Source organism: Limisphaera ngatamarikiensis (assembly GCF_011044775.1).
Lineage (GTDB): Bacteria > Verrucomicrobiota > Verrucomicrobiia > Limisphaerales > Limisphaeraceae > Limisphaera > Limisphaera ngatamarikiensis.
This window is the reverse complement of the sequence record NZ_JAAKYA010000077.1, coordinates 20,062-42,684: the sequence shown is the minus strand read 5'-3', so window position 1 is coordinate 42,684 and position 22,623 is coordinate 20,062. Positions and strand designations below refer to the sequence as shown.

The window sequence follows — 22,623 nt, the reverse complement described above, 5'->3', positions numbered from 1 at the left end:
ATCTCAAGAACGGCCGACCCGCCGCGTCCATGCCCCGACCCCGCCCGATCGGCACGCCTGATGAAAGTTTGGCAAACTGCTACCGAACCGGAGACCCCAAATCGATCCCGGCTGGAGGGCGCGATATTCCCTGCCGATTGGCATTGCCACGGGAACCGCGGCCGGGGTACAGAATAAGGGAGCGGTCCGGGGCGGATCCGGGCAACCGCGAATGACGGCGCTGACCTGCCAACCATAGGGACGACCATGAAACTGGGGTTCGTATCTGCCATCCTGCCCGAGTTGACGCTCAACGAGGTCCTGGCCTTCGCCGCCGCGGAAGGATTCAGCTGCGTGGAATTAATGTGTTGGCCCCCCGGCAGGGCCGAGCGCCGCTTTGCGGGGGTGACGCACGTGAACGTGATCGCGTTCACGCAGGCACAGGCCGACGACATCAATGCGCTGTGTGCCCAGCACGGGGTGACCATCAGCGGGCTGGGCTACTACCCCAACCCGTTGGACCCCAATCCGGGCGTGGCCCGGGCGGCAGTGGACCATCTCAAGCGGGTGATCCGGGCCGCCAGCCTTCTGGGGGTTCGTCAGGTCAATACCTTCATTGGGCGCGATTGGCGGCGGACCGTGGAAGAGAACTGGCCGCGGTTCCTCAAGACCTGGAAGCCCCTCATCGCCTTTGCCGAGGAACAAAACGTCCGGATCGGCATTGAAAACTGCCCAATGCTGTTCACCCGCGATGAATGGCCGGGGGGTAAAAACCTGGCCACCACGCCGGTCATTTGGCGACGCATGTTCGAAGAGATTCCCTCTGAATACTTTGGGCTTAACTACGATCCGTCCCACCTGGTGCTGCAGAGGATGGATCCGATCGCGCCCCTGGCCGAATTCAAGAATCGCCTGTTCCACGTCCATGCCAAGGATGTCCAGGTCCATGCGGACAAGCTCAATGAGGTGGGCACGTTTGCCTACCCGAAGCTCTGGCACACGCCGCGCATTCCCGGCTTTGGGGAGATCAACTGGGCGCGATTCATGGCGAAGCTTTACGAAATCGGGTACACGGGCCCGGTCTGCATCGAGGTGGAGGACGACACCTTCGGACAAAGCCTGGAAGGGCGGAAACGGGCGGTGCAGATTGCCGGCCAGATCCTGCGCCCGTTTTTCCCGTGAAACGGCCGTCCGGGCGTCCGGCCCTCCCCTGCCCTGCGTTCTGCATGGCCCCCTGACCCGGGTAGGATTCCGGCCGGTCAAGCTTGACGGGGCCCCGCTGCATGCGTAAGCCTGACGCGCCATGATCATATCGGACTTGCGTGAAATCGAGGGTCGACGGTACCCCGCGCGACGTCGCACGCAGAACCTTGTCGGAGGTGTGGCCCCCATTCAGTGTCGGAATTTCTGCATGGGCTACGTAACGCTTGACCCCCAGGGGGGACAGGTCCCGTGGCATAACCAGGACCAGGAGGAGGTCTATTTCATCCTCGAGGGTACCGGTGAGATGTGTCTGGGCGAGGAACGCCGGGTCGTGACCGGTGGTCAGGCGGTGTATATCCCGCCGAAGGTCTACCATCAATTGACCAACATTGGCGATACACCGTTGCGGATGATTTATGTGTACGGCCCGGCCGGCGACGTGGCGCATTGGCGGCAGGAGTTGGAGGGTACACTGCCACGGGCCGGGATTGAGGCGCCGCCACTGCCGCCCGGCGCCCGGCCCCAATGCACCGCCAAACCCGCCTGAAGCGTACCCGGGCACGGCTACCAGTCCGGGCAGGAAGGGTTTGCTATAACCCGAACTGATGACCGTTCGAACACCATGAAAACGCACACCATTGGCATCATCATGAACGGTGTCACGGGCCGGATGGGCACCAACCAGCACTACATCCGGTCCATCCTGGCCATCATCAAACAGGGGGGTGTCCGTCGGGGTGAAGATGAGGTGATCCTGCCGCGCCCCGTCCTGGTGGGACGCAACCCGGCCAAGCTGGAGAAACTTGCTGCCATGGGCGAGAACGTGCGTTGGACCACCGACCTGGACGCGGCCCTTTCCGATCCGCAGAACCAGATCTACTTCGACGCCCAGACCACCGGATTGCGGGCCGGTTCCGTCCTCAAGGCCCTCGCAGCGGGTAAACACGTCTACTGTGAAAAACCCACGGCCACCAACACCGCCACGGCCTACGAACTCTATCAAAAGGCCAGGCAGGCCGGCGTAAAGCACGGCGTGGTTCAGGACAAGCTCTGGTTGCCGGGGCTGCGGAAGCTCCAAATGCTGGTGCAATCCGGCTTCTTCGGGGAGATCCTGTCCGTTCGGGGTGAATTCGGTTATTGGGTGTTTGACGGCGAGCACGTGCCGGCCCAGCGGCCCTCCTGGAACTATCGGAAGGAGGACGATGGCGGGATCATTGTGGACATGCTTTGTCACTGGCGGTACGTGCTCGACAATCTCTTTGCCCCGGTCAAGGCCGTTTCCTGCCTGGGCGCCACCCACATCAAGCAACGGTGGGATGAACAGGGACGGCCCTACCGCTGCACCGCTGACGACGCGGCCTACGCAACCTTCGAGTTGGAGAATGGCATCATTGCGCACTTCAACTCCTCCTGGTGCGTGCGGGTCCGGCGCGACGATCTCCTGACCATCCAGGTGGACGGGACCCGTGGATCGGCGGTCGCCGGACTGCGGGACTGCTGGATCCAGCCCGCTCACGCCACGCCGCGGCCGGTGTGGAACCCCGACCTGCCGAATCCGATCAACTTTTACGAGCACTGGCTACGCGTGCCGGATTACGAAAACTACGACAACGCCTTCAAGGTGCAGTGGGAACTGTTCCTCCGGCACGTGGTGTGGGACGAACCGTTCCGTTGGAACCTCCTCGAAGGCGCCAAGGGGGTACAACTGGCCGAGAAAGGCCTGGAGTCATGGCAGCGCCGTGCCTGGGTGGACGTGCCTCCCTTGGAGCCTTAAAGGAACCCGGTTGGGATGAAGTCCGGACGCAGCCGAACCCGGTCCTGACCGGGTTTCCCCCGGTTCCGGGGAGGGCGCGGCCGACGTATCTTCCCGGCCCGCTTGTACCTGCTGCATGAACCGCTTTTGCTGGCAGAGATCAGATTCGGGCGTACTGACGCAGTAGATTTGCCCGTTGCTCGATGTCCTCCCGCCGAATGCGGTCGAGCCGGGTAAGCCCGAACCCTTCGCAGCAATAGCTGGCCACGACACTGCCGTAGAGCATGGCCCGACGGAGGCGGGTTTCCAAGCTGCCACGGCTCCGGGCCAGATAGCCCATCAGTGCGCCGGCGAAGGTATCGCCCGCGCCCGTGGGATCCACCACCCGGGCCAGCGGAAAGGCGGGGGCCACGAAGAACCCATCGCCGTCCGAGAGGATCGCGCCGTGCTCCCCTTTCTTGATGATCACAAAGCGAGGGCCCAGCGCGTGAAGCCGCCGCAAAGCCGCCACCACGTTGGTTTCACCGGTCAATTGAGCCGCCTCGCCGTCGTTCAGGATGAAAAGGTCCACCTGCCGCAGGAGCTTCAACAACTCATCCCGGGCTGTCTCGATCCACAGGTCCATGGTATCGGCGGCGATGAACCGGGGCCGGGCCAGCTGTCTCAGTACATGCAACTGCAAACCGGGAGCAATGTTGCCCAACAATACCCAGTCGGACCTGCGATAGGGTTCGGGCAGGTCGGGTCGGAACTCGGCAAACACCCCCAGCTCGGTCAACAGGGTGTGCCTCCGGTTCATGTTGGGTTCGTATTCCCCCGCCCAATGAAAGGTCTTGCCGGCTCGTTGCTGCAATCCCGCCAGGTCGATTCCGTGGCGCTGGTAGAGTGCCCGGTAGCGCGACGGGAAATCGTCTCCCACCACGCCCACCAACCGCGTGGGTGCGAAAAAGCTGGCGGCCACCGCGGCATAGCTGGCCGAACCGCCCAACAGCCGATCCCGGCTGCCGCGAGGCGTTCGGATGGAATCCAGAGCGGTGGACCCCACGATGAGTACGCTGTCTCTCATGGATGACCTTGGATCCGCGTCCGGGCGGCGCCGGCGGCGCCGCGCCATGGCGCCCATGACCGTACCGAATCGCCGCAAGACGGGCAATGACGCATATCATCCGGGCCCGGAGACGGCGCCCCCGAAAACCGGCGCTGATCGACGGCCGTCGTCGGGGGCCACCGCAGGGTTGCCATGGCCCTCCTGGCGGCTCACGCTGCCGGCCGATGAAACGAATGCTCCTGGTTTGGGTTGTCGCGACGACCGCTTTTCTGCATCCACAGGGTGCCGGCGCCGGTGAACCGAGTCGTGCACTCCCCTGCCCTGTCGATCCACGAATCCCGGACGCGTTGGCGTTGGTCGATCCGGGCGAGGTCCGGCTGGAGGGCTGGCTGGGACGACGGGTTGAGAGTAATCGCGTGCAACGGCTGATGGAGGTTGACCTGGACACGTTGCTGGCCGGTTATCGGCGGCGGCCGGGGGAACATCCATGGATCGGCGAGCATATCGGCAAGTGGTTGCACGCGGCCACGCTGGCGTGGGCCAATTCCGGTGATCCCGCACTCAAGACCAGGCTCGACCATACGGTGAACGAATTGCTCCGCACCCAGGAACCCGACGGATATCTCGGCACGTATGATCCCGGGCACCGCTTCGGGTTGTACCCGGGCGCCGACTGGGACGTCTGGTCGCACAAATACAATCTCATCGGGCTGCTGACCTATCACGAGTACACCGGCTCTGAAGCGGCCCTGTTGGCGTGTCGCAGGATGGGCGACCTGCTGGTGCGCACGTTTCCGGCTGAAAAAAGCATCCTGAAGGCAGGCACGCACATGGGCATGGCCGCCACCAGTGTGCTAGAACCCATGGTGCGCCTGTATCGTCGGACGGGGGATCAGCGGTATCTGGATTTTGCGCGATATCTGGTGCGTGCATGGGAAGAGCCCGGCGGACCGCGGATTCTGTCGGCCCTGCTTTCCCACGGTCGGGTGGATCGCACCGCCAACGGGAAGGCGTACGAGATGCTGTCCAATCTCGTGGGGTTGTGCGAGCTGTATCGGGTCACGGGCGATCCGGACCATCTCAGGGCGGTGCTGGCTGCCTGGGAAGACATTGTGGAGCGCCGATTGTACGTGACGGGCAGCGCCAGTCAGGGCGAGCACTTTCGGGGCGACCATGAGCTGCCCAACCATGAGGGTGCCCACGTGGCCGAAACCTGCGTGACGGTCACCTGGTTGCAGCTCAACCTGCAGTTGCTGCGACTCACCGGCGACGCCCGATTTGCGCGCGAGCTGGAGCGAACCCTGTACAATCACCTGACCGCCGCCCAGCATCCGTCGGGCCGGACCTGGTGCTATTTCACCCCCCTGGAGGGCCACAAGGCGTACGGTGCCGTACAGCATGGTGTGGCGGGCATCAACTGTTGCGCATCGAGTGGTCCGCGCGGGTTGGCGCTGGCTCCCATGGTCACCTACGGAATTCTCCATGGGGCAGCACGGGAACCCGTGCTGACGATCCTTACCTTTGAGAGTTGCCGAGCCCGGTTGCTCTTGAACGGGAGGGAGCTTGCCGTCGAGCAGCGCAGCGAGTTTCCTTTGCACGGCAGATCCGTGCTTGCGTTCGGCCTGTCAGAGCCGGTGCGGTTTGGTCTTCGTATTCGAGCTCCCGAGTGGGCGGATCCGGTGTGGGTTCTGGTGGGTGGTAAGCCTCTTGAGGTCCGAATGGCGCAGGGCTGGGTTGACGTGCCGGCTCGCTTATGGCGCAGCGGCGACGAGGTGGAACTGCGCTTTCGACTGGGGACGCAGCTGGTGCCCGGGACCTATGGCAACCGTGGCCGGTCGGCGCTGTGTTGGGGACCTTTCGTGATGGCTTGTGATGGGGGTCTCAATCCCGGTCTGCCTCCGCTGGCTGCCCTTGGGTGGACCGTTCCCATGGACGGCACATGTTCGTATGACGGCGAAGGACACCTGCGGCTTCGCACTCGCGCACTGCAGGGCCGGGATGGGCAGCGGGTGGAAGCCGTGCTGGTTCCCTTTGCCGACGCCGGTGCCGGTGGCGGGGAGTATCGCGTGTGGCTGTGGGGCCCCGAACCCGGTTGGCAACGGCGTCTTTCCCTATTATTGGGCGGCCGGGAAAGCCGGTCGCGCCCCGGAAACCAGCCCGGGTCCATCGTGGACGGAAACCCGGACAGTATCGTGGTGACCTACGATGGCGCAAAGGCTGACGAAGACTGGTATGCCGTGGAATTGCCCCGCCCCGCGCGCATCAGCCGTGTGGTATTTCGCCATGGTCGGACCTTCCACGACGGGGGCTGGTTCGACGTTACGGAAGGGAAACCGCGGGTACAGATCCGCCGCATCCCGGACGGGCCCTGGGAAACCGTGGCGAGGTTGGACTCGTATCCGGCTGCCTCGGCCACGGATGCGGCCGGGCTGCGCCCGGGTGAGGGCTTCGAAGTGCGGTTTTCGAACGCCATCGAGGCTGTGGCGGTTCGAGTGATCGGTCGACCCGCTTGCGGCGACAATCCGGCACAGAGCTTCAGCTCCTGCGCCGAGCTCGAAGCCTACGCGGACTGAACCGAGCCCGCTCGAGCTCTGATTCGGAACACCAGAGTGAGCCACGATTTGTGCGGTGGGACCATTCGCGAGGTCGGACACGCTTCGCGGATGGCGAGATTCATGCTGGAGCCGCGATTCGGTGGCGTCCGCGTTGCCGGGGATCGCCGGTGCCCAATCCTTCCCGGGGATGCGGTTGCGAAGCGGAGAACGGGCGGCCACAGGGGCGCCGCCGGGGTTGTGCGATCCCGATCCGGACCGGTACCCTGCCCTTCAACAGGAGGTCACACAAAGATGACTGGAAACGGAAACAGACCCGGCGACACGGGCGCAACCGGTGATGGACACCGACCCTTTCCATCCGGCCCGGGCCAGCACGGTTGTCGCTCGGAACCTGTGAACTCGAATGCCGGGGCTGGCCAGCCGGGCAGCAGGCTGCATCCCTTTCGTGTGGGGTGCGTGCGTGCGCTGAACACGGCGCCATTGTGCCGCGGGATCGAGAACGAACTGGTTTTTGCCACGCCGGCGGAGCTGGCGCGCATGCTGCAAGAAGGGCAGCTGGACGCCGCCCTGGTGAGCGTGGTGGAACCGCTATGGCATGACGATTACGACATCCTGGACGGGGTGGCTGTGGCCTGTCTGGGTGAGGTGAAGAGCGTTTTCCTTGCCCACCGCCAGCCCCTGGAACAGATGCAGACCGTGTATTACGATGCCGGCTCGCTCACCAGCGTCACGTTGCTGCGGGTTCTCCTGGCCGAACGCGGCCTGCAACCCCGATTCCAGCCGCTGGAGGATCTCTCGGCTGCACCGCACCTGGACAACGTCCTGTTGATTGGCGATGCGGCCCTGGATTTTCTGTTTGCGCCCCACGACCACCAGATCTTCGACCTCGGATACGCGTGGTACGAGCTGACCCGCCTGCCGTTTGTTTTCGCGGTCTGGGCGATGCGCCGGGCGGTGGACCACACCGCCCTCCGCCGCGTGCTTCGGGAAACCCGCGATTTCGGATTGGAAACCCTGGACTTCATCGTACGCGAGCGCACCGAATACACGCCGGACTTTCGCCGCGACTACCTGGGTTGGCACATCCATTATCACCTTGGCGACGATGAGAAGCGCGGCATCGAGCGGTTCATGCAGCTGCTCGAGAAACACGGCCTCGGCCCGGTACATCCGCCCCGTTACGTTTGGTAGACTGTCGGTCGTCGGGATGAATTCCGGGTATTCGGCTCTGCAGCAAATGCGTGGTCCAGGGACCTCACGGGCCCCGGCAGCGGCGACTGCCGACCGGCCGTTGCGGATTGAAGCCGGGTTTGCGGCCCTTACCGGCAGTCCATCCATTCTCAGGAGGAAAACGACTCGGCCTCCAGCCGTCGGAGTACCTCGGGATCGCGCACGTCCACCCATCGTCCCGCGATGGGCAACCCGAGCAGGCGCAGTCCGGCGGCCGCCATGGCGTTGATGGCGTCGGTCAGCTCGTATTCGCCCCGGGGCGAGAGCTGGAGCCGGCTCAGGAAATCGAATAGCACGGGCCGGAACGCGTAGATGCCGGCGTTGTACCAGAAGGGACCGTCGGGGCCGAGCCAGCCGTCGCGTTGGAGGGCTGCCAGTTCGTCCGCCGAGGGCTTCTCCACAATGCGATGCAACCGGAACGCGTCGTCAAACAGGGCCAGCCCACCCTGCCGGACGTCCTCGCCCCGGGTGACGGTGACCACCCCGTCACAGGGACTCTTTTCGAAGCGGGTGCGAACGTCCTGGTACGTTTCGGGTCGGACCAGGATGTCCCCGTAGGTGAGCAGAAAGGGCGAATCACCAATGAAGGGCCGGGCTGGTTCGGGGGCCTTGCCGGTCCCGTTTTGGACCGTCTGGCGGCCAAAGGCGATATGGGCGCCCCAGCGGGAGCCATCAGCAAAATGCTGTTCGATCATCTCGGCTTGAAAGCCAGTGACGATGAAAATCTCCCCAATACCGGCCCGGACCAATCCCTCCACGATATGTTCCAGAATCGGCCGACCCTGGACGCGCAGCATGGGCTTGGGCAGTGCCCGGGTCAGTTCCCGCATGCGCGTTCCGCGGCCGGCGGCCAAAATGACTGCTTTCATGCTTTCAGATTGGGGCCCATCGGGAGGCGGTGCAAAACGAAACTGGATCAGCCCGACATGGTCACGCCCGTAAATGCCCCATACGAGGGTCAAGGGACCCGGCTGGTCGTTGCGGTCCGCTCACCAGCGGTGGCGCATTTTTGAGGCGCGAATCCGGCCCTGCGTCTGGCGAACGCGGTCAGCTTCAACGCCGGCCGGGGGCGTAGCTGTAGCCGCCGCGAATCCGTCCTCCGCGGGCACCCCGATTCCACCGCGGACGGCCTTGTGCGGACCTGGTTGCAGCGTCGAACAGGGCAGTGTAGCGGTATTCAAATCCTTCCAAACGCTCCACGGGAATGGATTGCCTGATGAACCCCTCGATGGCCCGGACGTGGCGGACATCTTCGGCGGTCATCAGTGTCAGGGCTTCGCCCCGGGCCCGGGCCCGGCCCGTGCGGCCGATGCGGTGCACGTAATCTTCCGGATGCAAGGGCACGTCGAAGTTGATCACATGACTGACCTCCGGAATGTCCAGCCCCCGGCTGGCAATATCGGTGGCCACCAGTACGTCGTACTGGCCCGACCGAAAGCCACGCAGCGCACGTTCCCTTTCGATTTGCGTCCGGTCGGCATGCAAGACCGCCACGGCGTGGTCATGAGCCCGTAACAGGGTCGCCAGACGGTCCGCACCTTGTTTGGTCCGGCAGAATACAATGGCCGAATCATGGTTCAGCCGGTCGAGCAGCGTCAGCAGCAATGCCTCCTTTTGGGCGGAGGCGACGGGGTAGAGCCGGTGCGTCACGGTTTCGGCAGGGGTGCGGTGTTGGCCAATGCGGACCGTCTCCGGGTCCTTCATGGCCCCGCGGATGAGCCCGAGGATCGCAGGCGGCAAGGTGGCGGAGAACAACAGGGTTTGACGTGCCTCCGGGCATTGCTGGAGGATGGCCTTCACGTCGGGGAGGAACCCCATGTCCAGCATCCGATCCGCCTCGTCGAGCACCACGTGGGTCAGCCGATCCAGCCGACAGGTTCCCCGCTCCAAATGGTCCAGCAACCGACCGGGTGTGGCCACGAGCACATCCACGCCACGTCGGAGAACCTCGTTTTGGCGGCCGTAACCGACGCCGCCATGGACCAACCCCACACGCAGCGGGGTGAAGCGGGCGAACTCGCGCAACGCCGTCTCCACCTGCCCGGCCAGTTCCCGGGTGGGTTCGAGGACCAGCGCCCGTGGACCGTGGGCATGATCGCCCAGTTGCTGAAGGATGGGTAGACCGAATGCGGCCGTTTTTCCGGTGCCGGTTTGGGCGCTACCCAGAAGGTCACGCCCGGACAGAATCACGGGGATGGCACGCTCTTGAATGGGGGTCGGCTCAGAATAACCCAGGGCTTCGACCGCCTGTAGGAGGGCTGGTTTCAGCCCCAGTTTTGCAAACGACATGGCGGCAATATGGAGGCAGGGCCGGGGTTTGTCCAATGGAATTGCGGCGTCACTCGCACGGCCACGGCTTCGGGCAGGCATGGAGACCCTGCCACTCCCCCAAACCTTAGCCATCGCCTGAAGTATTGCACCGGCGGGTGAATATTTTTTGGGTTCGGCGTTGAATATCCTCGCGCGCCGTGCCTCAATGAAGCATGCCGACTTTCACCAAACGCTCGCCCAGGATCCGCTTCGAGTTTGTCCCCGCCCGCAAGCAGTCCACCCTGGGCGGATTGCCCGCCCTGGAAGCGCTGGCCCAGCAGTTTGACCTCTGGCAAAAAATCCGCGCCCTGCCCGGACTGGACTGGTGGCACCAGTGGCAAGCGCGCTGGTGGCGGGCCGGGGCGGCGGAAGCGGCGGTGCCCTCCGGCTGAACTGGAGCCACGGCACAAACCCCGCGCGCGCCGACCGCCCCTGGCAGCCAGGGCGGAGCATGCCCGCATCTTGGAAAAAACCACCCTGGCACGGCCCTGCGGCCCTTCCGGCGCCCGGACGACCCCTCCCCGATCGGCCACAGAGACCTCACCGATGGGCCACGGAGCCCTACCCGATCCCGTTTAGAGATTCCTCCGATTCGAAAACACCCTTTGCACCCCCGCCCCAATTGCTGGCTAAGGATTCAGGGGCTCGTTCCCGAGCCGGTGGATTTCATGTTGACCTCCACCGGCGGCTTCGATAGTGCCGCCTACTGAAATCTATCGGACCTCTTTGCGGGCTGGCATTGTGTGCCGGCTCGTTTCTCTTGAACGCCGCTCCGGTCGCCTACATTTCCAACACCAGTTCCGATGATGTTTGGGTGGTGGACCTGACCTGCCAAAGCGTGGTGGCTGTCATTCCAGTGGGCGACGACCCGCGCGGGATTGCCGCCAGTCCCGATGGCTCGCGGGTGTTTGTGGCGAACCGATTTGATAACACCATCTCGGTCATCGCCACGGCCACCAGGACGGTGGTGCAGACGATTGACCTGGGCGCGAGCACGAACGTCACCGCCACCGAGCCCTACGACGTGGTGGTCAGCCCTGACGGCGCGCGCCTTTACGTGGCGATGAAGAATGGCGGCTCGGGAAACGGCGATGGCACGGTGGTCTTTGTGGACCTGCCGTCGGGGAACATCGTGAAGGAAGTCATTCTCGACAGCGCCGCCTCGCCCGAGGGCATCGCTATTTCGCCCGACGGGAACCGGCTTTATGTGGGCGCGCGCGCGAGGCGGATTTACATCGTGGACGTGCCCACGCAGTCCTATTTCGCGGATGCGCCGGGCGTCTCGACACGCGAGCTGGTGGTGACGCCAGACGGCCAGTTCGTCTTCGCCCGCAACAGCGCCGTGCGCGCCAGCAACAATCCGGTCCATGACGTGATTTCACTCGGGCTGTCCACGTGGCTCGGCGAGCGCGGCATCGTCATCAGCCCCGATGGCAGCCGTCTCTTCAGCGTGGACCAAGGACAAGACGTGCTCGTTCATAGTGTGGACCGCAGCGGCACAAATCCGGTGGTCACGTTCGTGACCAACATGGTTGACACCACGCAGTCCGGGGCTTACGGCATTGACCTCACCGCCGATGGCAGTCTCGGTCTGGTGTCGTTTCGCGGCAGCGACAGCGTGCGCATCTTCAGCACGACCACGTTGAACTGGGTCGGGCCGGCGATCCCCATGCAGTTCGGGGCGCAGAATGGCAGTGAACCCAAGCAGTTGGTCATCGTGGAGGAAGCGAGTTCACCCTGCAGCGGCGCGGCTAATCTCACGGTGACGCCGCTCTCAGGCGTGGTCATCAATCCGCAGACTGGCCTTTGCGAGCAGACCATCCGGCTCACCAACCAGGGCACGAATGGCGTGTCGGCCGCGCGCATTCTCATCAGCGCGCTCGCCACGAACGCCACCGTGTTCAACGCCAGCGGCACGACCAATGGCACGCCGTTCCTGCAATACGACCTGCCGCTGGCCGCCGGGGCGAGCGTGGATTTTGTCGTCGAATTCTACCGGGCCACCCGCGGCACGCTCGCTGCGCCGACCTACACTGCGGAGGCCTCCACCGCCACGCCTCCCGCCGCGCCGACCGGCACGATCCTCCAGGTCACCGACCGCAGCGCAGAGCTTGCCAACGGGCGTTTCCTCATCGAATTCACCACCACGCCCGGACGCCGTTACGCCGTGCAATACAGCGCCGATTCCGTCACCTGGAAAACCGCACAGCCGGTCCTCACGGCCGCCGCCACCCGCACGCAATGGTATGACGACGGGCCGCCCAAGACGGAAAGCAAACCTGCCAGTGTCGGCGCGCGATTCTATCGCGTGGTGGAAATGCCCTGAGTCAACTCTCGAAAACTGAACACCATGAAAACGATTTTCATCACCAGTCTGGTCGCGGTCGCCACTCCCCTCGGCGCGTGGGCGCAAGCCAATCCCGCGAACAACAATCCGAACCGCTTCAGCCTCGGCGCGCGCTTCGTCCTCAACTTCAAGGCCGACTTCTCGCGCAGCGGCGGCGCGGCGGCGAGCAGCAACCCCGGCCCGGCCACCGGCGGCGGCATTGACCGCACCTACGACGACGGCTACGTGCGCGTGGACAGCAGCGGCAACGACGGCGGGCTGACCTGGAACTGGGGTTACCAGAACTCCGGCCAGGTCGTGGGCGACACGCTCCAATTCCACAGCACTCTGACCACCTCGCCCTCCGCCATCTCCGGTGCGACCGACGACCCGCAGATGGGCTTGGAACTGACCTGCCAGCGCGTGCTCGGCGAACTCGGAACAAGCGGCAAAGCCCGGTGAGGATTCGAAGCGGCCTTCAGCTACACCGACATCGGCATCAGCGCCTGCCGTTCTCAAGCCATCACCACCTCGCAAATCACCGACAGCTATGCCCTCAACGGCGTGCTGCCGCCCGCCGCGCCCTACGCCGGAACGTTCGGCGGCCCTGGCCCGCTGCTGAGTGATTCCCCCACGCGAACCGTCGGCAGCGCCACCGCCACGCTCGCCACGCAGGACGAACTTTCCGGCTCGCTGTTCGGCATCCGCCTTGGGCCGTTTGCGGAATGGGATTTGGGCAAACGCTGGGCCTTGAATGTGAGCGGCGGATTTGTGCTCGCGCCAGCCACGCTGGACTACGACTTCACGGACACGACCACGCCCGGCGGCGGCAGTCCCGTCACCACGCGCGGCTCGACCTCCGAAACCGAGGTGCTCTACGGCGCATATGCGAGTTGCCTGTTGAACTATGCGCTCACCGAGCGCTGGTCGCTCTACGGCGGCGGGCAGTTCCAATACCTGACCGACTTCGAGACGACCACCGCCGGCCACACCGCCCGCCTCGATGCGGGGGCGACGTTCTTCGGCGTGTTCGGAGTTCAGTTCGAGTTTTAGACACGGGCTTGACGGTCTGGATTCCACAATCACAGGGATTCCATCCCGAAGTCCATGAGTTCGTTGTGCCCGGTCAATTCGCTGCGTTGACCAATCGCGCGCCGGCTTCAAGGCGAGACTTGTCTGGGACGCGTTCATCGTGCGCGCCGAAGTTGCCTACGAGAGCGCGACGGCCGTGGACGAAGTTGTCGGCAGGCCGTTAGCGCGGTGGAGCGCGCGGATTTTGCAAAGTCGGCCCATGCCCCGGGCGAAACTCGGTCACAGCCCAGTCGTCGATGATGCCGCCCTCTCCCGGGACGCCGCGCTCCTCTCCGCGAGAAAGAGGCACTGACAACCCCTGGACACTGCTGGGCCGCGAAGTCGGTCCATTTTTGCAGCATGTGCGGCCCGCAATTCTGCTCGATGAAGATCACCGAGGACGTCCGCCGCTACGCCGCCGAACACGGCCTCTCCGAACACGAGGCCCTCCAGAAGGGCATGGAAGAAAAATCTCGCCAGTTCGTCGAGAAAGGTGGTGAACTCTACGCGAAGTCGTGAAGGCGGAAGCTGCGTCTGTTCTGAAAGTCGGTGAAGTTGCCAAGCGCGCCGGGGTTGGCGTCCAAACGCTGCATTATTACGAGCGGCTCGGCCTGTTGCCCCAGCCGGAGCGCTCTGCCGCCAACTACCGGCTTTACGGGCCGGAGGCCGTACGCCGTGTCCGGTTCATCAAAAAGGCCCAACGGCTCGGGTTCTCCCTGGAAGAAATCAAGAGCATCCTCGACCTGCGCGAAGGCGGACGCAGCCCGTGCCGCCGCGTCGCGGAAATCGCGCAAAGACATCTGCAGCAGTTGGATGCCCGAATCGCGGCTTTGGAAGCCTTCCGGCAGGAACTGGCAGCCCTCGTGGCGCAATGGGCCGGCCAAACCGCACGCGCCCGCAAGTGCGCAGGCGAATTCTGCGACCTGATCGAGCGAGTGCGGGAATCACTCCCCTCCGAAAAAGAACCTCGAAAAAATCCCTTGACCCTCTAGCCGGGTAGAGGCCGTAGGTTTGTCCGGAAATCGAAAATGAAGGGTTTTATGGACAAATCGAAGGCGCTCCGAACGGCCAGTTTGGGCGGCAGCATCCTCGCCGCCATCACCGCGTCTCTCTGCTGCATCGGCCCGCTGCTTGCCGTGGCATTGGGCGCGGGCGGGCTCGCCGCTTCCGCCGTGTTTGAAAAGTGGCGTCCCGTGTTTTTGGGCATCACGCTCGCCCTGCTTGCGCTGGCGTGGTATTTGACCTATCGCAAACCGAAGGCCGCCTGCGAACCGGGCTCGGCGTGCGCAGCCAAGCCGGCGGCGAAATGGAACAAGGCGGTTTTGTGGATTGCCACGGTCTTTGTTTGGGTCACAGCGGCCTTTCCCAGCCTTTCCTCAGCAGTTTTATCAGCCGCTCGGCCGGGCGCGGACACCTGTTGTGCTCCGTCCGCTGTGTCGGATGGGAACTTTGCCGTGCTCCGGGTGAAGATCCCCGGCATGGATTGCGCGGCGTGCGCGCTGAACATCCAGGCGGTTTTGAAAAAGCAGGCTGGCGTGACGCAAGCCAGGGTCAGCTTCGACGCGAAAGAAGCCGTCGTGCAATACGACGCCACGAAAATTTCGCCCGAGAAAATCATCGCGGCGATTGATGAAACCGGGTTCAAAGCCGAACCTGCCATGCGGACCGGTCATTGAAAGCCCCCTATGTCCGAGTGCTGTTCGCCGAAATCATCGCCCGCTCCGGCTGAGGTACAGCCCGCCGGCCCCATGAAGGCCGGTTGCCCGCGCTGCGGTCAAGCTGGCCGGCCGGTGGGGTTGCGTACGCTCAAACACCACGTCAGACCGGAACACCTGAGAACCGTGGAAGCCGGGCAATTCCACTTTTGTCGCACCGCCGGGTGCGACGTGGTCTACTTCAACGAGAGCGGAATCGTACTCACCAGGGCTGATGTGCGCGAGCGCATCGGGCTCAAGGAAACGGCCGACCCGGTGCCCCTCTGCTATTGCTTCGGCTTCACCGAAAAAATGGTGCTTGATGAAATCCGCGCCACGGGCCGGTGCACCATTCCCCAACGCATCGCCGCCGAGGTCAAAGCGGGTCACTGCGCCTGTGAAATCCGCAACCCGCAAGGCTCATGCTGTTTGGGCGAGGTCACCACCGTGGTTCGGCGACTGCTACAACAGGTGGCTGGAAGCTCTCCCGTACCGGATGCCTGATTTCCGGTTCTGAAGTACCAACCTCCGGGGAGCATGGCCTCTCCAAGGGGACGCCTGCGCCCATGCCGGAGGTCACGAACGGACGGTAATCAGGTCCAACGGCGCCGTGGTTGACAGTGGCGTGCCCCTGTCAAATATTGCCCGACATATGGCAGGTGCGGATCCACGGCCTCGCCCGATGGCCCGGCGGCAGGGAACACGCGGCTGGTTTCAGGCAGAGCCGGCCCGGCATGGATGGATTCCCCGAGCGATCCTTAGCGTCACCGAATGCAGGCGCTCGGCACCCTACATCGTCACCGCCCGGGCGCCGGCCCGGACCAGGGAATGTACCGTCGGGTGGTTGTTCGGCCGCGAATTCTCGTCCTTCGCACCCGGCGGTTCGTATTGGGCATGGTCGCTCCCGACCAACCCGTGCCGGTTTCGGAAGGTCGAGGTGCGCGGACAACACGCCACGGCGGAAACCCCCACGCCCCTCCTAATGGCCAGGGATGGCCTGTATGGCCAGTGGCAGAGCGGGTCGGTGCATGCCACGGACCCCCGGTCCACGCAACGAACCCGCGCCCCGATCGGCTGGATGTCGGGGGCCAGTGTGCGGGCTGCTCAATACGCTCGGAGCACATCGGTCCGCCTGCTGATGCTGCCGCGCAGCAGCAGGGATGCGCTCGACCCGGCTGAACGGGTTCGATTCCACACGACCGGGTTGTCTCGCTCGACGCACGAGGCCCTGGCTCGAAGTTTCCCCACCGTCCACGGACAACCGGGCCGTGGCCTTGGGGTGTTGCGGATGGTGGAGGAGCAGAAGGGAATTACCCTCCAGACGACCCGCCGCACCCGCCCGCCTGCCACGTTGGCTCTTCCAACCCGTTTGGGGGCGCGGTGCCCGTCCGGTCCCGGCGCGCGCAAGTGCCCGGCAGAACTTCCGAGACGCTGCTCGCCGCAGGAACGGGCCGGCCCCTACCCCACGTTGCTGGCGGAAACCGTGCCTGCGGGTGGGCCCGACTCCTGCGTGTGTTTGCGAATGTCTGCCGGGCAGGCCGGGTTGAGCTCGCGGTCGATTCGTACAGAAATGTCCGAGCCTTGCATCCCGGCCCGGGTTAGCGAAGATCTGCGCATGCCGGCGCGAGACCGTTTCGTTCGGCGTCCGGCCCGGCAGCGGTGCCCGGGCTAACCGCCCGGGTGTCAGGCTCGCAATATTCGAACAGTGACGCAGATAGATGACAGCCATGTTGGGTGAACCCGGACTCAAACCTGTGCGTACCGGCTCCCTTCTGGCCCTCAACCTCCTGCTGGTGGCGGGGCTATGGACGCAGCCCGTCCAGGGTGCCGATCGGCTGCTCGTGTACGCGGGCGCGGCCTCCCGGCCCCCCACGGAGGAAGTTGCGCGATTGTACGAACAGAAAACCGGTGTGAAGGTCGACCTGGTGTTTGGCGGATCGGGCTATGTGCTTTCCCAGATGAAACTGGCCCGACAGGGGGACATTTATTTCCCCGGTTCTTCCGACTACATGGAGAAGGCCAAACGCGACGGCGACGTGTTCCCCGAGTCCGAAAAGGTCGTTGTGTATGTGGTGCCGGCCATCAACGTGCAGCGGGGCAATCCCCGCAACATCCGCACACTAAGGGACCTCACCCGCCCCGGATTGCGGGTGGCCATTGCCAACCCCGAGGGGGTGTGCGTCGGTGCCTATGCGGTGGAGATCATCGAGAGGGAGTTCACACCCGCCGAAAAGGAGGCGTTCCGGCGCAATCTGGTGAACTACACGGAATCCTGCGAAAAAACCGCCACGGCCATCTCCCTGAAGATGGTGGATGCCGTGATCGGCTGGAGCGTGTTTGAGCATTGGGATCCCGCCCGGATCGAGACCGTACCCCTCCCGAAGGCGCAAATCCCGAGGATCGGCTACATCCCTGTGGCCGTTTCGCGGTTCACCAGAGACCGCGCGGCCGCACAAGCGTTCATCGAATTTTTGATCGGCCCGGAAGGACGGGCGATTTTCGCCCGCCACCGCTACTTCACCACGGTCGAAGAGGCCGCGGCCTGGGTGGGCGAGTCCAAACCGGTGGGTGGCGAGTACCGCGTACCGCCCGAATGGATCAGGAAATGACACTTCGCCGGACCACCATCGTTGCCGCGCTCTCAGTGCTGCTGATCTACGGCGGGCTGGTGATCTCCCTGGCCTGGTTTTTCGACCCGCCAACCTTGCGAACCACCCTGTTGTCCGAACGGGTTCTGTACTCGGTACGACTTTCCCTCGGAGCAGCCACGATCGCGGCCGCCCTGGCATTCCTGCTGGCCGTACCGGCTGCCTACGCTCTGTCGCGCTACCGGTTTCGGGGGCGTGAACTGGTGGATACCGTGCTGGAGTTTCCCATCGTGGTTTCGCCGGCCGCCCTGGGAGCCATGCTCCTGGTTTTCCTGAACCATCCCTTGGGGGAATGGATTCAGAATCACGTCGTCCGCATCGTTTTCACCTTCGCCGGCATTGTGGTGGCGCAGTTTTTGACCGTGCTGGGTGTAGCGGTTCGAATGCTCAAGACCGCTTTCGATGAGGTGCCGCAGGAACTGGAAACAGTGGCACGTACCCTGGGGGCCACGCCCTGGTATGCCTTTTTCACCATCACGCTGCCGCTGGCCCGAAGGGGCTTGCTGGCCGCATTCATCCTGTCCTGGGCCAAGGCCCTGGGCGAATTCGGTGCCACGGTCATGGTGGCCGGCACGATGGCCATGCGCACCGAGACCCTGCCCATCGCCATCTTTTTGCGCCTGGCCTCGGCCGACATCGAGGGGACAGTGGCGCTGATCCTGATTCTGGTCGCCGTGGGCCTGACGGCCCTTTATGCCGCGCGAAGGCTGCTGGGAAGGGTGAACCATGCTTGAGCTGGAGTCCCTGACCGTGGCGGCTGGTGGGTTCCGGTTGCACGAGGTTCAGCTCTCCGTGGCTGAGGGCGAATGTCACGCCGTGCTGGGTCCATCAGGCTCCGGTAAGTCAACCCTGCTCAAAGCCGTGCTCGGGCTGCTGGCGCCGGAACGGGGTTGTGTCCGATTGGACGGCAGGGACATCACCCGTCTCCCGGTGGAACAGCGCGGCCTGGGTTACGTCCCCCAGCAGCTCGGTCTGTTCCCCCACCTGACCGTACGCGACAACCTTTGTTACAGCGCGCGAGCGCGGCGGCTGCCCGAACCGCAGTTTCGTCCCCTGCTCGAGAAGCTCGTCTCCGTCACCGGCATCGGACCTCTCCTGGATCGTTTCCCGTCCACCCTGTCCGGAGGCGAACGGCAACGTGTGGGTCTGGTGCGCGCCCTGGTTAGCCAGCCCCGGGTGGTCCTGCTGGACGAGCCCTTCAGCGCGTTGCACGCCAGCCTGCGCAGGGAGCTCTGGTGGCTTGTGCGCGAACTGCAGCGACAGCAACGGCTGACTGTCCTTCTGGTGACCCACGATCTGACCGAGGCGTTCTACCTGGCCGACCGCGTGACGGTGCTCCTTGAAGGGCGGGTGGTGCAGCAGGGCGACAAGACCGCGGTGTTCGGAAAGCCCGTTGCGCCCGAGGTCGCCCGGTTTCTCGGTGTGGAGACGCTCGTGCCCGGCCGCGTCCTCCATGTGGTTGACGGGTTGGCCACGGTTGAGGTGGGGTCAGGGAGGACACGGCTGGTGGCGCTGGCACCGTCCGAGCCCGGACCTCACGTCCTGATCAGCATTCGCGGGGAAGATGTGGTCCTCCAACGCGAGGAGGGCCGGCCCAGCAGCGCACGAAACCGGCTGAAGGCCCGTGTGGTGTCCGTCCGGCCGGGCACCCCGCTGGCATGCGTCGAACTGGATGCCGGTTTCCCCCTGTACGCCTTCATCACCGGTCCCGCGCTGGAGGAACTTGACCTCCGACCCGGGGCCACGGTGCACGCCCACATCAAAGCCACCGCCGTACATCTCATCCCCCGGCACCATGAATGACGCGACCAGTCCCCACCGACCGCGCTGGCTGAACCGAACCGTCCTGGGCATCGGCCTGGCATCCCTCCTGAGCGACTGGTCCCATGAAATCGCCACCACCGTCCTGCCGGTCTTTTTGGCCACCATGGGCGTGGCAGCGTTTTGGTTGGGACTCATCGAGGGGGTCTCGGACGGTCTGTCCAGCCTGGCCAAAATGCTCAGCGGCTACTACACGGACAAACTCCGCCGCCGCAAGTGGGTGGCAGTGACCGGTTACCTGGTCACTGCCCTGGGCACGGCGTCGTTCGGACTTGCCACGGCAGCATGGCATGTGTTGGTGAGTCGGGCGGTGGCATGGCTCGGCCGCGGCATTCGCACACCGGTGCGCAAAGCGTTGCTCGCCGGAGCCGTCACAAGAGACACGTACGGACGCGCCTTCGGCTTCGAACGCATGATGGACACCCTGGGCGCCATCGTGGGGCCGGCCACCGCATTCCTCCTACTGGATGCCGTCCATCATCACTACCCCACCCTCTTTGCCCTGACCCTCGTTCCCGGCCTGCTCGCGACGGGATGCATCGCGTTCCTCGTAAAGGAAAAAACGCGCACACCCGTCCCACACATAAGCCTGACCGATCGCTTCCGGAGTCTGCCTCCCGCCTTCCGCAAGTTCCTCCTTGCAGTGGGATTCTTTGGTGCCGGTGATTTCGCCCATACCCTGCTGATCCTTCTGGCGGCCCGGGAGCTTGCACCTCAATGGGGGGCCGCCAAGGCGGCCGGCGCCGCCGTCGGCCTCTACACCCTTCACAACATCTGCTATGCAGGGTTTGCGTGGGTGGCCGGCGGGTTGGCGGACCGTTACCCCAAACATCGTCTCCTCGCCACGGGCTATGCCCTCGCAGCGATCATGGCCTGGACCATTGTCCTTGTCCCGATCACGGTTTGGACCCTTGTCGCCATCTTCGTGCTGGGCGGGGTCTACGTTGCGATTGAAGAGACGTTGGAAGATTCTCTCTGCGCAGAGCTGGTGGACGAGCAGCACCACGGTATGGCATTTGGCACACTGGCCACCATCAACGGCATTGGCGATTTCCTGTCCAGTACCCTCGTCGGCGCACTTTGGACCAGCTTGGGGATGCGCACGGCCTTCTGCTACAGCGCCCTTCTCTTTTGCCTCGGCGCCTGGCTGACCTTCAGACTCAACCCGCCCCGACTCAATCCGCCCTGATCGATCCAACGTCCAACCACCATCCGCGCCCCAATGAACAAACGTCTCCCCGGCTGATCACATCGGCCGGCCCTCCGAACACGTTTCTCGAAGGGCAAACGCGTGGCATCGGGCCAATATCCGCCCACAGTGTGACAAAATCCGTGGAGCCTGTCGCGTGCCACGCATCAAAGTTCAATCATGAAGGAAGCCAGTTGGGTAGGAGGTCTCCAATTTCCCCCGCCGCTGTTCTTGCGCCTGGGTTTGGCATGGGTCGCCCCGGTTTTGTTCACTGGCTTTGCAGCCGGGGCATTGTTTTACGATGACTTCGAAAACGGACTGGGCCGGTGGCAGGTTGAGTCGCCCTGGGGTCTGACCACCGGTCGATTCGCCTCACCAACGCATTCCGCGACAAACAGCCCCGGCGCGTACTACACCAACCGCACAGATGCAGCCCTGGCCATGGCAGTGTCGGTCAATCTGGCCGGGACCCTGCGCCCCGTGCTGGGTTTCGTTCACTACCATGCCCTGGAGCCGGGATATGATTTTGGCCTCGTGGAGGTTTCCACCAAAGGCGGGGCGTCATGGCTGCCTACGCCGCTGGCCGCTTACACCGGCTCGACGCTCGACATGACCCGCGAGCAACTCGACCTCTCGCCCTACGCCGGCGCGGCCAACGTCCGCATCCGCTTCCGCCTCGTGACCGACGCTTCCGTGGTCATGGACGGGTGGTACGTGGACGACGTTCTGATCGGCGAAGCGCCTGTGGTTATTCCCGCACCGGCGCTCGAGGAGATTACTTCCCACTCCATCCGGGTCACTTGGCCACCGAGGGACGATCCGTGGTTCGCGTAATACGCCGTGTTCCTTTCAACCGCGCCCGGGGTGGGAATCAATTCGACCCATGTGGCACTGATCGTCAGCAATGCGGTGGATTTCCAGGGCGATTCGTTGGCGTATCAGTTCGAGGTGTATGGCGATCCCCAGTTGTCGCAGCTGATGGCACAGGTGCCGGCCATTGCCTCGGGGTCGTTCACCACCGCGTGGCAGGTGGACACGGACCTGCCGAACAACGCACAGTATTGGTGGCGTTGCCGCGCAACCGACGGCACAAACGTCGGCCCGTGGATGGCCACGGCGACGTTCTTCGTGAACGAGACCAACCGCCCGCCGGCGGCGCCGGTGATTGCCGGCCCGCCGCCGGGGCTGGTCCTGACCAACCTGGACGTACTGTTGCTGTGGTGGCCGTCAGCAGGCGACGCGGACGAGGGCGACCATGTCGTTTCCTACCACATCCAGGTGGCCGATAACCCGGCGTTCACGCTGCCGGTGATCAATGCGACCAACACTCCCGCCCTCGAGCTGCCGCCGGGCACGAACTGGGTGTTGAGCCTGCCGCTGAGCAGCCTGCCCGGCGCGGAGAACATGGTCTGGCGCACACTCTATCATTGGCGCGTCAGCGCGCAGGACCAGCGCGGATTGAGTTCGCCCTGGTCGGCAGCCTGGCCGTTGCAATACGGTCCGCCCGCTCCGCGCGGCGGCCGGATCACGGGCATCCGATTCGGAACGGACGGCCAGGTAACCCTCGAATGGACCGAGACCGCCGGGTCGGTTTACGTGGAATACACACCCTCGCTCAACCCGCCGCGATGGCTCACCGGGGCCGGTCCATTGGAAGGCACAAACTGGACTTTCACATCGCTACCCGGGACGACCAGCGGCTTCTACCGCCTGCGGTGCGAATGATGCGTGGATCCGGTGCGTTCCAAACCGAAATGGGGCGTTCGCAAGGTCCCGCACGGTCCTCGTTTCACCCT

Annotated in this window: 21 protein-coding genes and 1 pseudogene; 19 read left to right on the top strand and 3 right to left on the bottom strand. The window is 64.3% G+C overall.

Features of this window, described 5'->3' with window-relative positions:
• The first annotated feature begins 246 nt into the window (after positions 1 to 246).
• The 3 genes from G4L39_RS11225 to G4L39_RS11215 all read left to right on the top strand — a co-directional run bounded on the left by G4L39_RS11225 (position 247) and on the right by G4L39_RS11215 (position 2,956).
• A complete protein-coding gene (locus tag G4L39_RS11225; RefSeq protein WP_165108273.1) occupies positions 247 to 1,161 on the top strand; it encodes a sugar phosphate isomerase/epimerase family protein in 915 nt (304 codons plus the stop codon).
• A 121-nt stretch (positions 1,162 to 1,282) separates the two neighbouring features.
• Positions 1,283 to 1,729, top strand: a complete 447-nt coding sequence (locus G4L39_RS11220; protein WP_165108272.1) for a cupin domain-containing protein — start codon at positions 1,283 to 1,285, stop codon at positions 1,727 to 1,729.
• A 75-nt stretch (positions 1,730 to 1,804) separates the two neighbouring features.
• On the top strand, positions 1,805 to 2,956 hold the full coding sequence (locus G4L39_RS11215) for a Gfo/Idh/MocA family protein (RefSeq protein WP_165108271.1): 1,152 nt from the start codon (positions 1,805 to 1,807) through the stop codon (positions 2,954 to 2,956).
• A gap of 139 nt (positions 2,957 to 3,095) precedes the next feature.
• Here the strand turns inward: G4L39_RS11215 and G4L39_RS11210 are convergent, their stop codons facing one another.
• On the bottom strand, positions 3,096 to 4,001 hold the full coding sequence (locus G4L39_RS11210; protein ID WP_165108270.1) for a PfkB family carbohydrate kinase: 906 nt from the start codon (positions 3,999 to 4,001) through the stop codon (positions 3,096 to 3,098).
• 206 nt (positions 4,002 to 4,207) lie between these two features.
• Here G4L39_RS11210 and G4L39_RS11205 point away from each other — a divergent pair, with 206 nt between their 5' ends.
• Entirely contained in the window at positions 4,208 to 6,556 is a 2,349-nt protein-coding gene (locus tag G4L39_RS11205) for a glycoside hydrolase family 127 protein (RefSeq protein ID WP_165108269.1), read from the top strand.
• Positions 6,557 to 6,994: 438 nt separating this feature from the next.
• Positions 6,995 to 7,729, top strand: coding sequence for an MqnA/MqnD/SBP family protein (locus G4L39_RS11200; protein ID WP_165108268.1), 735 nt, complete (start codon positions 6,995 to 6,997; stop codon positions 7,727 to 7,729).
• A gap of 149 nt (positions 7,730 to 7,878) precedes the next feature.
• On the opposite strand, the gene G4L39_RS11195 is transcribed toward G4L39_RS11200, so the two are convergent.
• Both G4L39_RS11195 and G4L39_RS11190 read right to left on the bottom strand, forming a co-directional pair.
• On the bottom strand, positions 7,879 to 8,637 hold the full coding sequence (locus G4L39_RS11195; protein WP_165108267.1) for a nucleotidyltransferase family protein: 759 nt from the start codon (positions 8,635 to 8,637) through the stop codon (positions 7,879 to 7,881).
• Between the two features lie 184 nt (positions 8,638 to 8,821).
• Positions 8,822 to 10,057: a DEAD/DEAH box helicase gene (locus G4L39_RS11190; RefSeq protein ID WP_165108266.1), complete on the bottom strand. Its 1,236-nt coding sequence runs from the start codon at positions 10,055 to 10,057 to the stop codon at positions 8,822 to 8,824.
• A gap of 194 nt (positions 10,058 to 10,251) precedes the next feature.
• On the opposite strand from G4L39_RS11190, the gene G4L39_RS11185 reads away from it, so the two are divergent.
• From G4L39_RS11185 to G4L39_RS11120, 14 genes and pseudogenes are all read left to right on the top strand, one after another.
• Entirely contained in the window at positions 10,252 to 10,470 is a 219-nt protein-coding gene (locus G4L39_RS11185; protein WP_165108265.1) for a hypothetical protein, read from the top strand.
• Positions 10,471 to 10,838: 368 nt separating this feature from the next.
• Positions 10,839 to 12,404, top strand: a complete 1,566-nt coding sequence (locus G4L39_RS11180; protein ID WP_165108264.1) for a beta-propeller fold lactonase family protein — start codon at positions 10,839 to 10,841, stop codon at positions 12,402 to 12,404.
• A gap of 24 nt (positions 12,405 to 12,428) precedes the next feature.
• Positions 12,429 to 12,866: a hypothetical protein gene (locus G4L39_RS11175; protein WP_165108263.1), complete on the top strand. Its 438-nt coding sequence runs from the start codon at positions 12,429 to 12,431 to the stop codon at positions 12,864 to 12,866.
• Positions 12,867 to 12,968: 102 nt separating this feature from the next.
• A complete protein-coding gene (locus G4L39_RS11170; protein ID WP_165108261.1) occupies positions 12,969 to 13,457 on the top strand; it encodes a hypothetical protein in 489 nt (162 codons plus the stop codon).
• Positions 13,458 to 13,811: 354 nt separating this feature from the next.
• Positions 13,812 to 13,994 (top strand): annotated as a pseudogene (locus tag G4L39_RS15480) (phosphomethylpyrimidine synthase ThiC); the annotation flags it as partial.
• Positions 13,991 to 14,467 carry a MerR family DNA-binding protein gene (locus tag G4L39_RS11160; RefSeq protein WP_165108260.1) on the top strand — a complete coding sequence of 159 codons (477 nt, stop codon included), beginning with the start codon at positions 13,991 to 13,993 and terminating at the stop codon, positions 14,465 to 14,467. The pseudogene G4L39_RS15480 and the gene G4L39_RS11160, both read left to right, overlap by 4 nt.
• Positions 14,468 to 14,515: 48 nt before the next feature.
• Complete coding sequence (locus G4L39_RS11155; RefSeq protein WP_165108258.1) at positions 14,516 to 15,151, top strand: mercuric transporter MerT family protein; 636 nt, start codon at positions 14,516 to 14,518, stop codon at positions 15,149 to 15,151.
• 9 nt (positions 15,152 to 15,160) lie between these two features.
• Positions 15,161 to 15,673 (top strand): putative iron-sulfur cluster-binding metallochaperone, encoded by a 513-nt coding sequence (locus tag G4L39_RS11150; protein ID WP_165108257.1) that lies wholly within the window; start codon positions 15,161 to 15,163, stop codon positions 15,671 to 15,673.
• 1,223 nt (positions 15,674 to 16,896) lie between these two features.
• Positions 16,897 to 17,778 carry a molybdate ABC transporter substrate-binding protein gene (gene modA / locus G4L39_RS11145; protein ID WP_165108255.1) on the top strand — a complete coding sequence of 294 codons (882 nt, stop codon included), beginning with the start codon at positions 16,897 to 16,899 and terminating at the stop codon, positions 17,776 to 17,778.
• The gene (locus G4L39_RS11140) at positions 17,775 to 18,551 is read left to right on the top strand and encodes an ABC transporter permease (protein ID WP_165108254.1); all 777 of its coding nucleotides are present in this window, start codon (positions 17,775 to 17,777) and stop codon (positions 18,549 to 18,551) included. The genes modA and G4L39_RS11140 overlap by 4 nt, the downstream gene beginning before the upstream one ends.
• Positions 18,544 to 19,620, top strand: coding sequence for an ABC transporter ATP-binding protein (locus G4L39_RS11135; RefSeq protein WP_165108252.1), 1,077 nt, complete (start codon positions 18,544 to 18,546; stop codon positions 19,618 to 19,620). Before G4L39_RS11140 ends, G4L39_RS11135 begins: the two co-directional genes overlap by 8 nt.
• Complete coding sequence (locus G4L39_RS11130; RefSeq protein ID WP_165108251.1) at positions 19,613 to 20,827, top strand: MFS transporter; 1,215 nt, start codon at positions 19,613 to 19,615, stop codon at positions 20,825 to 20,827. Before G4L39_RS11135 ends, G4L39_RS11130 begins: the two co-directional genes overlap by 8 nt.
• 180 nt (positions 20,828 to 21,007) lie before the next feature.
• Positions 21,008 to 21,661 carry an immune inhibitor A domain-containing protein gene (locus G4L39_RS11125; RefSeq protein ID WP_165108250.1) on the top strand — a complete coding sequence of 218 codons (654 nt, stop codon included), beginning with the start codon at positions 21,008 to 21,010 and terminating at the stop codon, positions 21,659 to 21,661.
• 51 nt (positions 21,662 to 21,712) lie between these two features.
• On the top strand, positions 21,713 to 22,552 hold the full coding sequence (locus G4L39_RS11120; RefSeq protein ID WP_165108248.1) for a fibronectin type III domain-containing protein: 840 nt from the start codon (positions 21,713 to 21,715) through the stop codon (positions 22,550 to 22,552).
• The last annotated feature ends 71 nt before the right edge of the window (positions 22,553 to 22,623 follow it).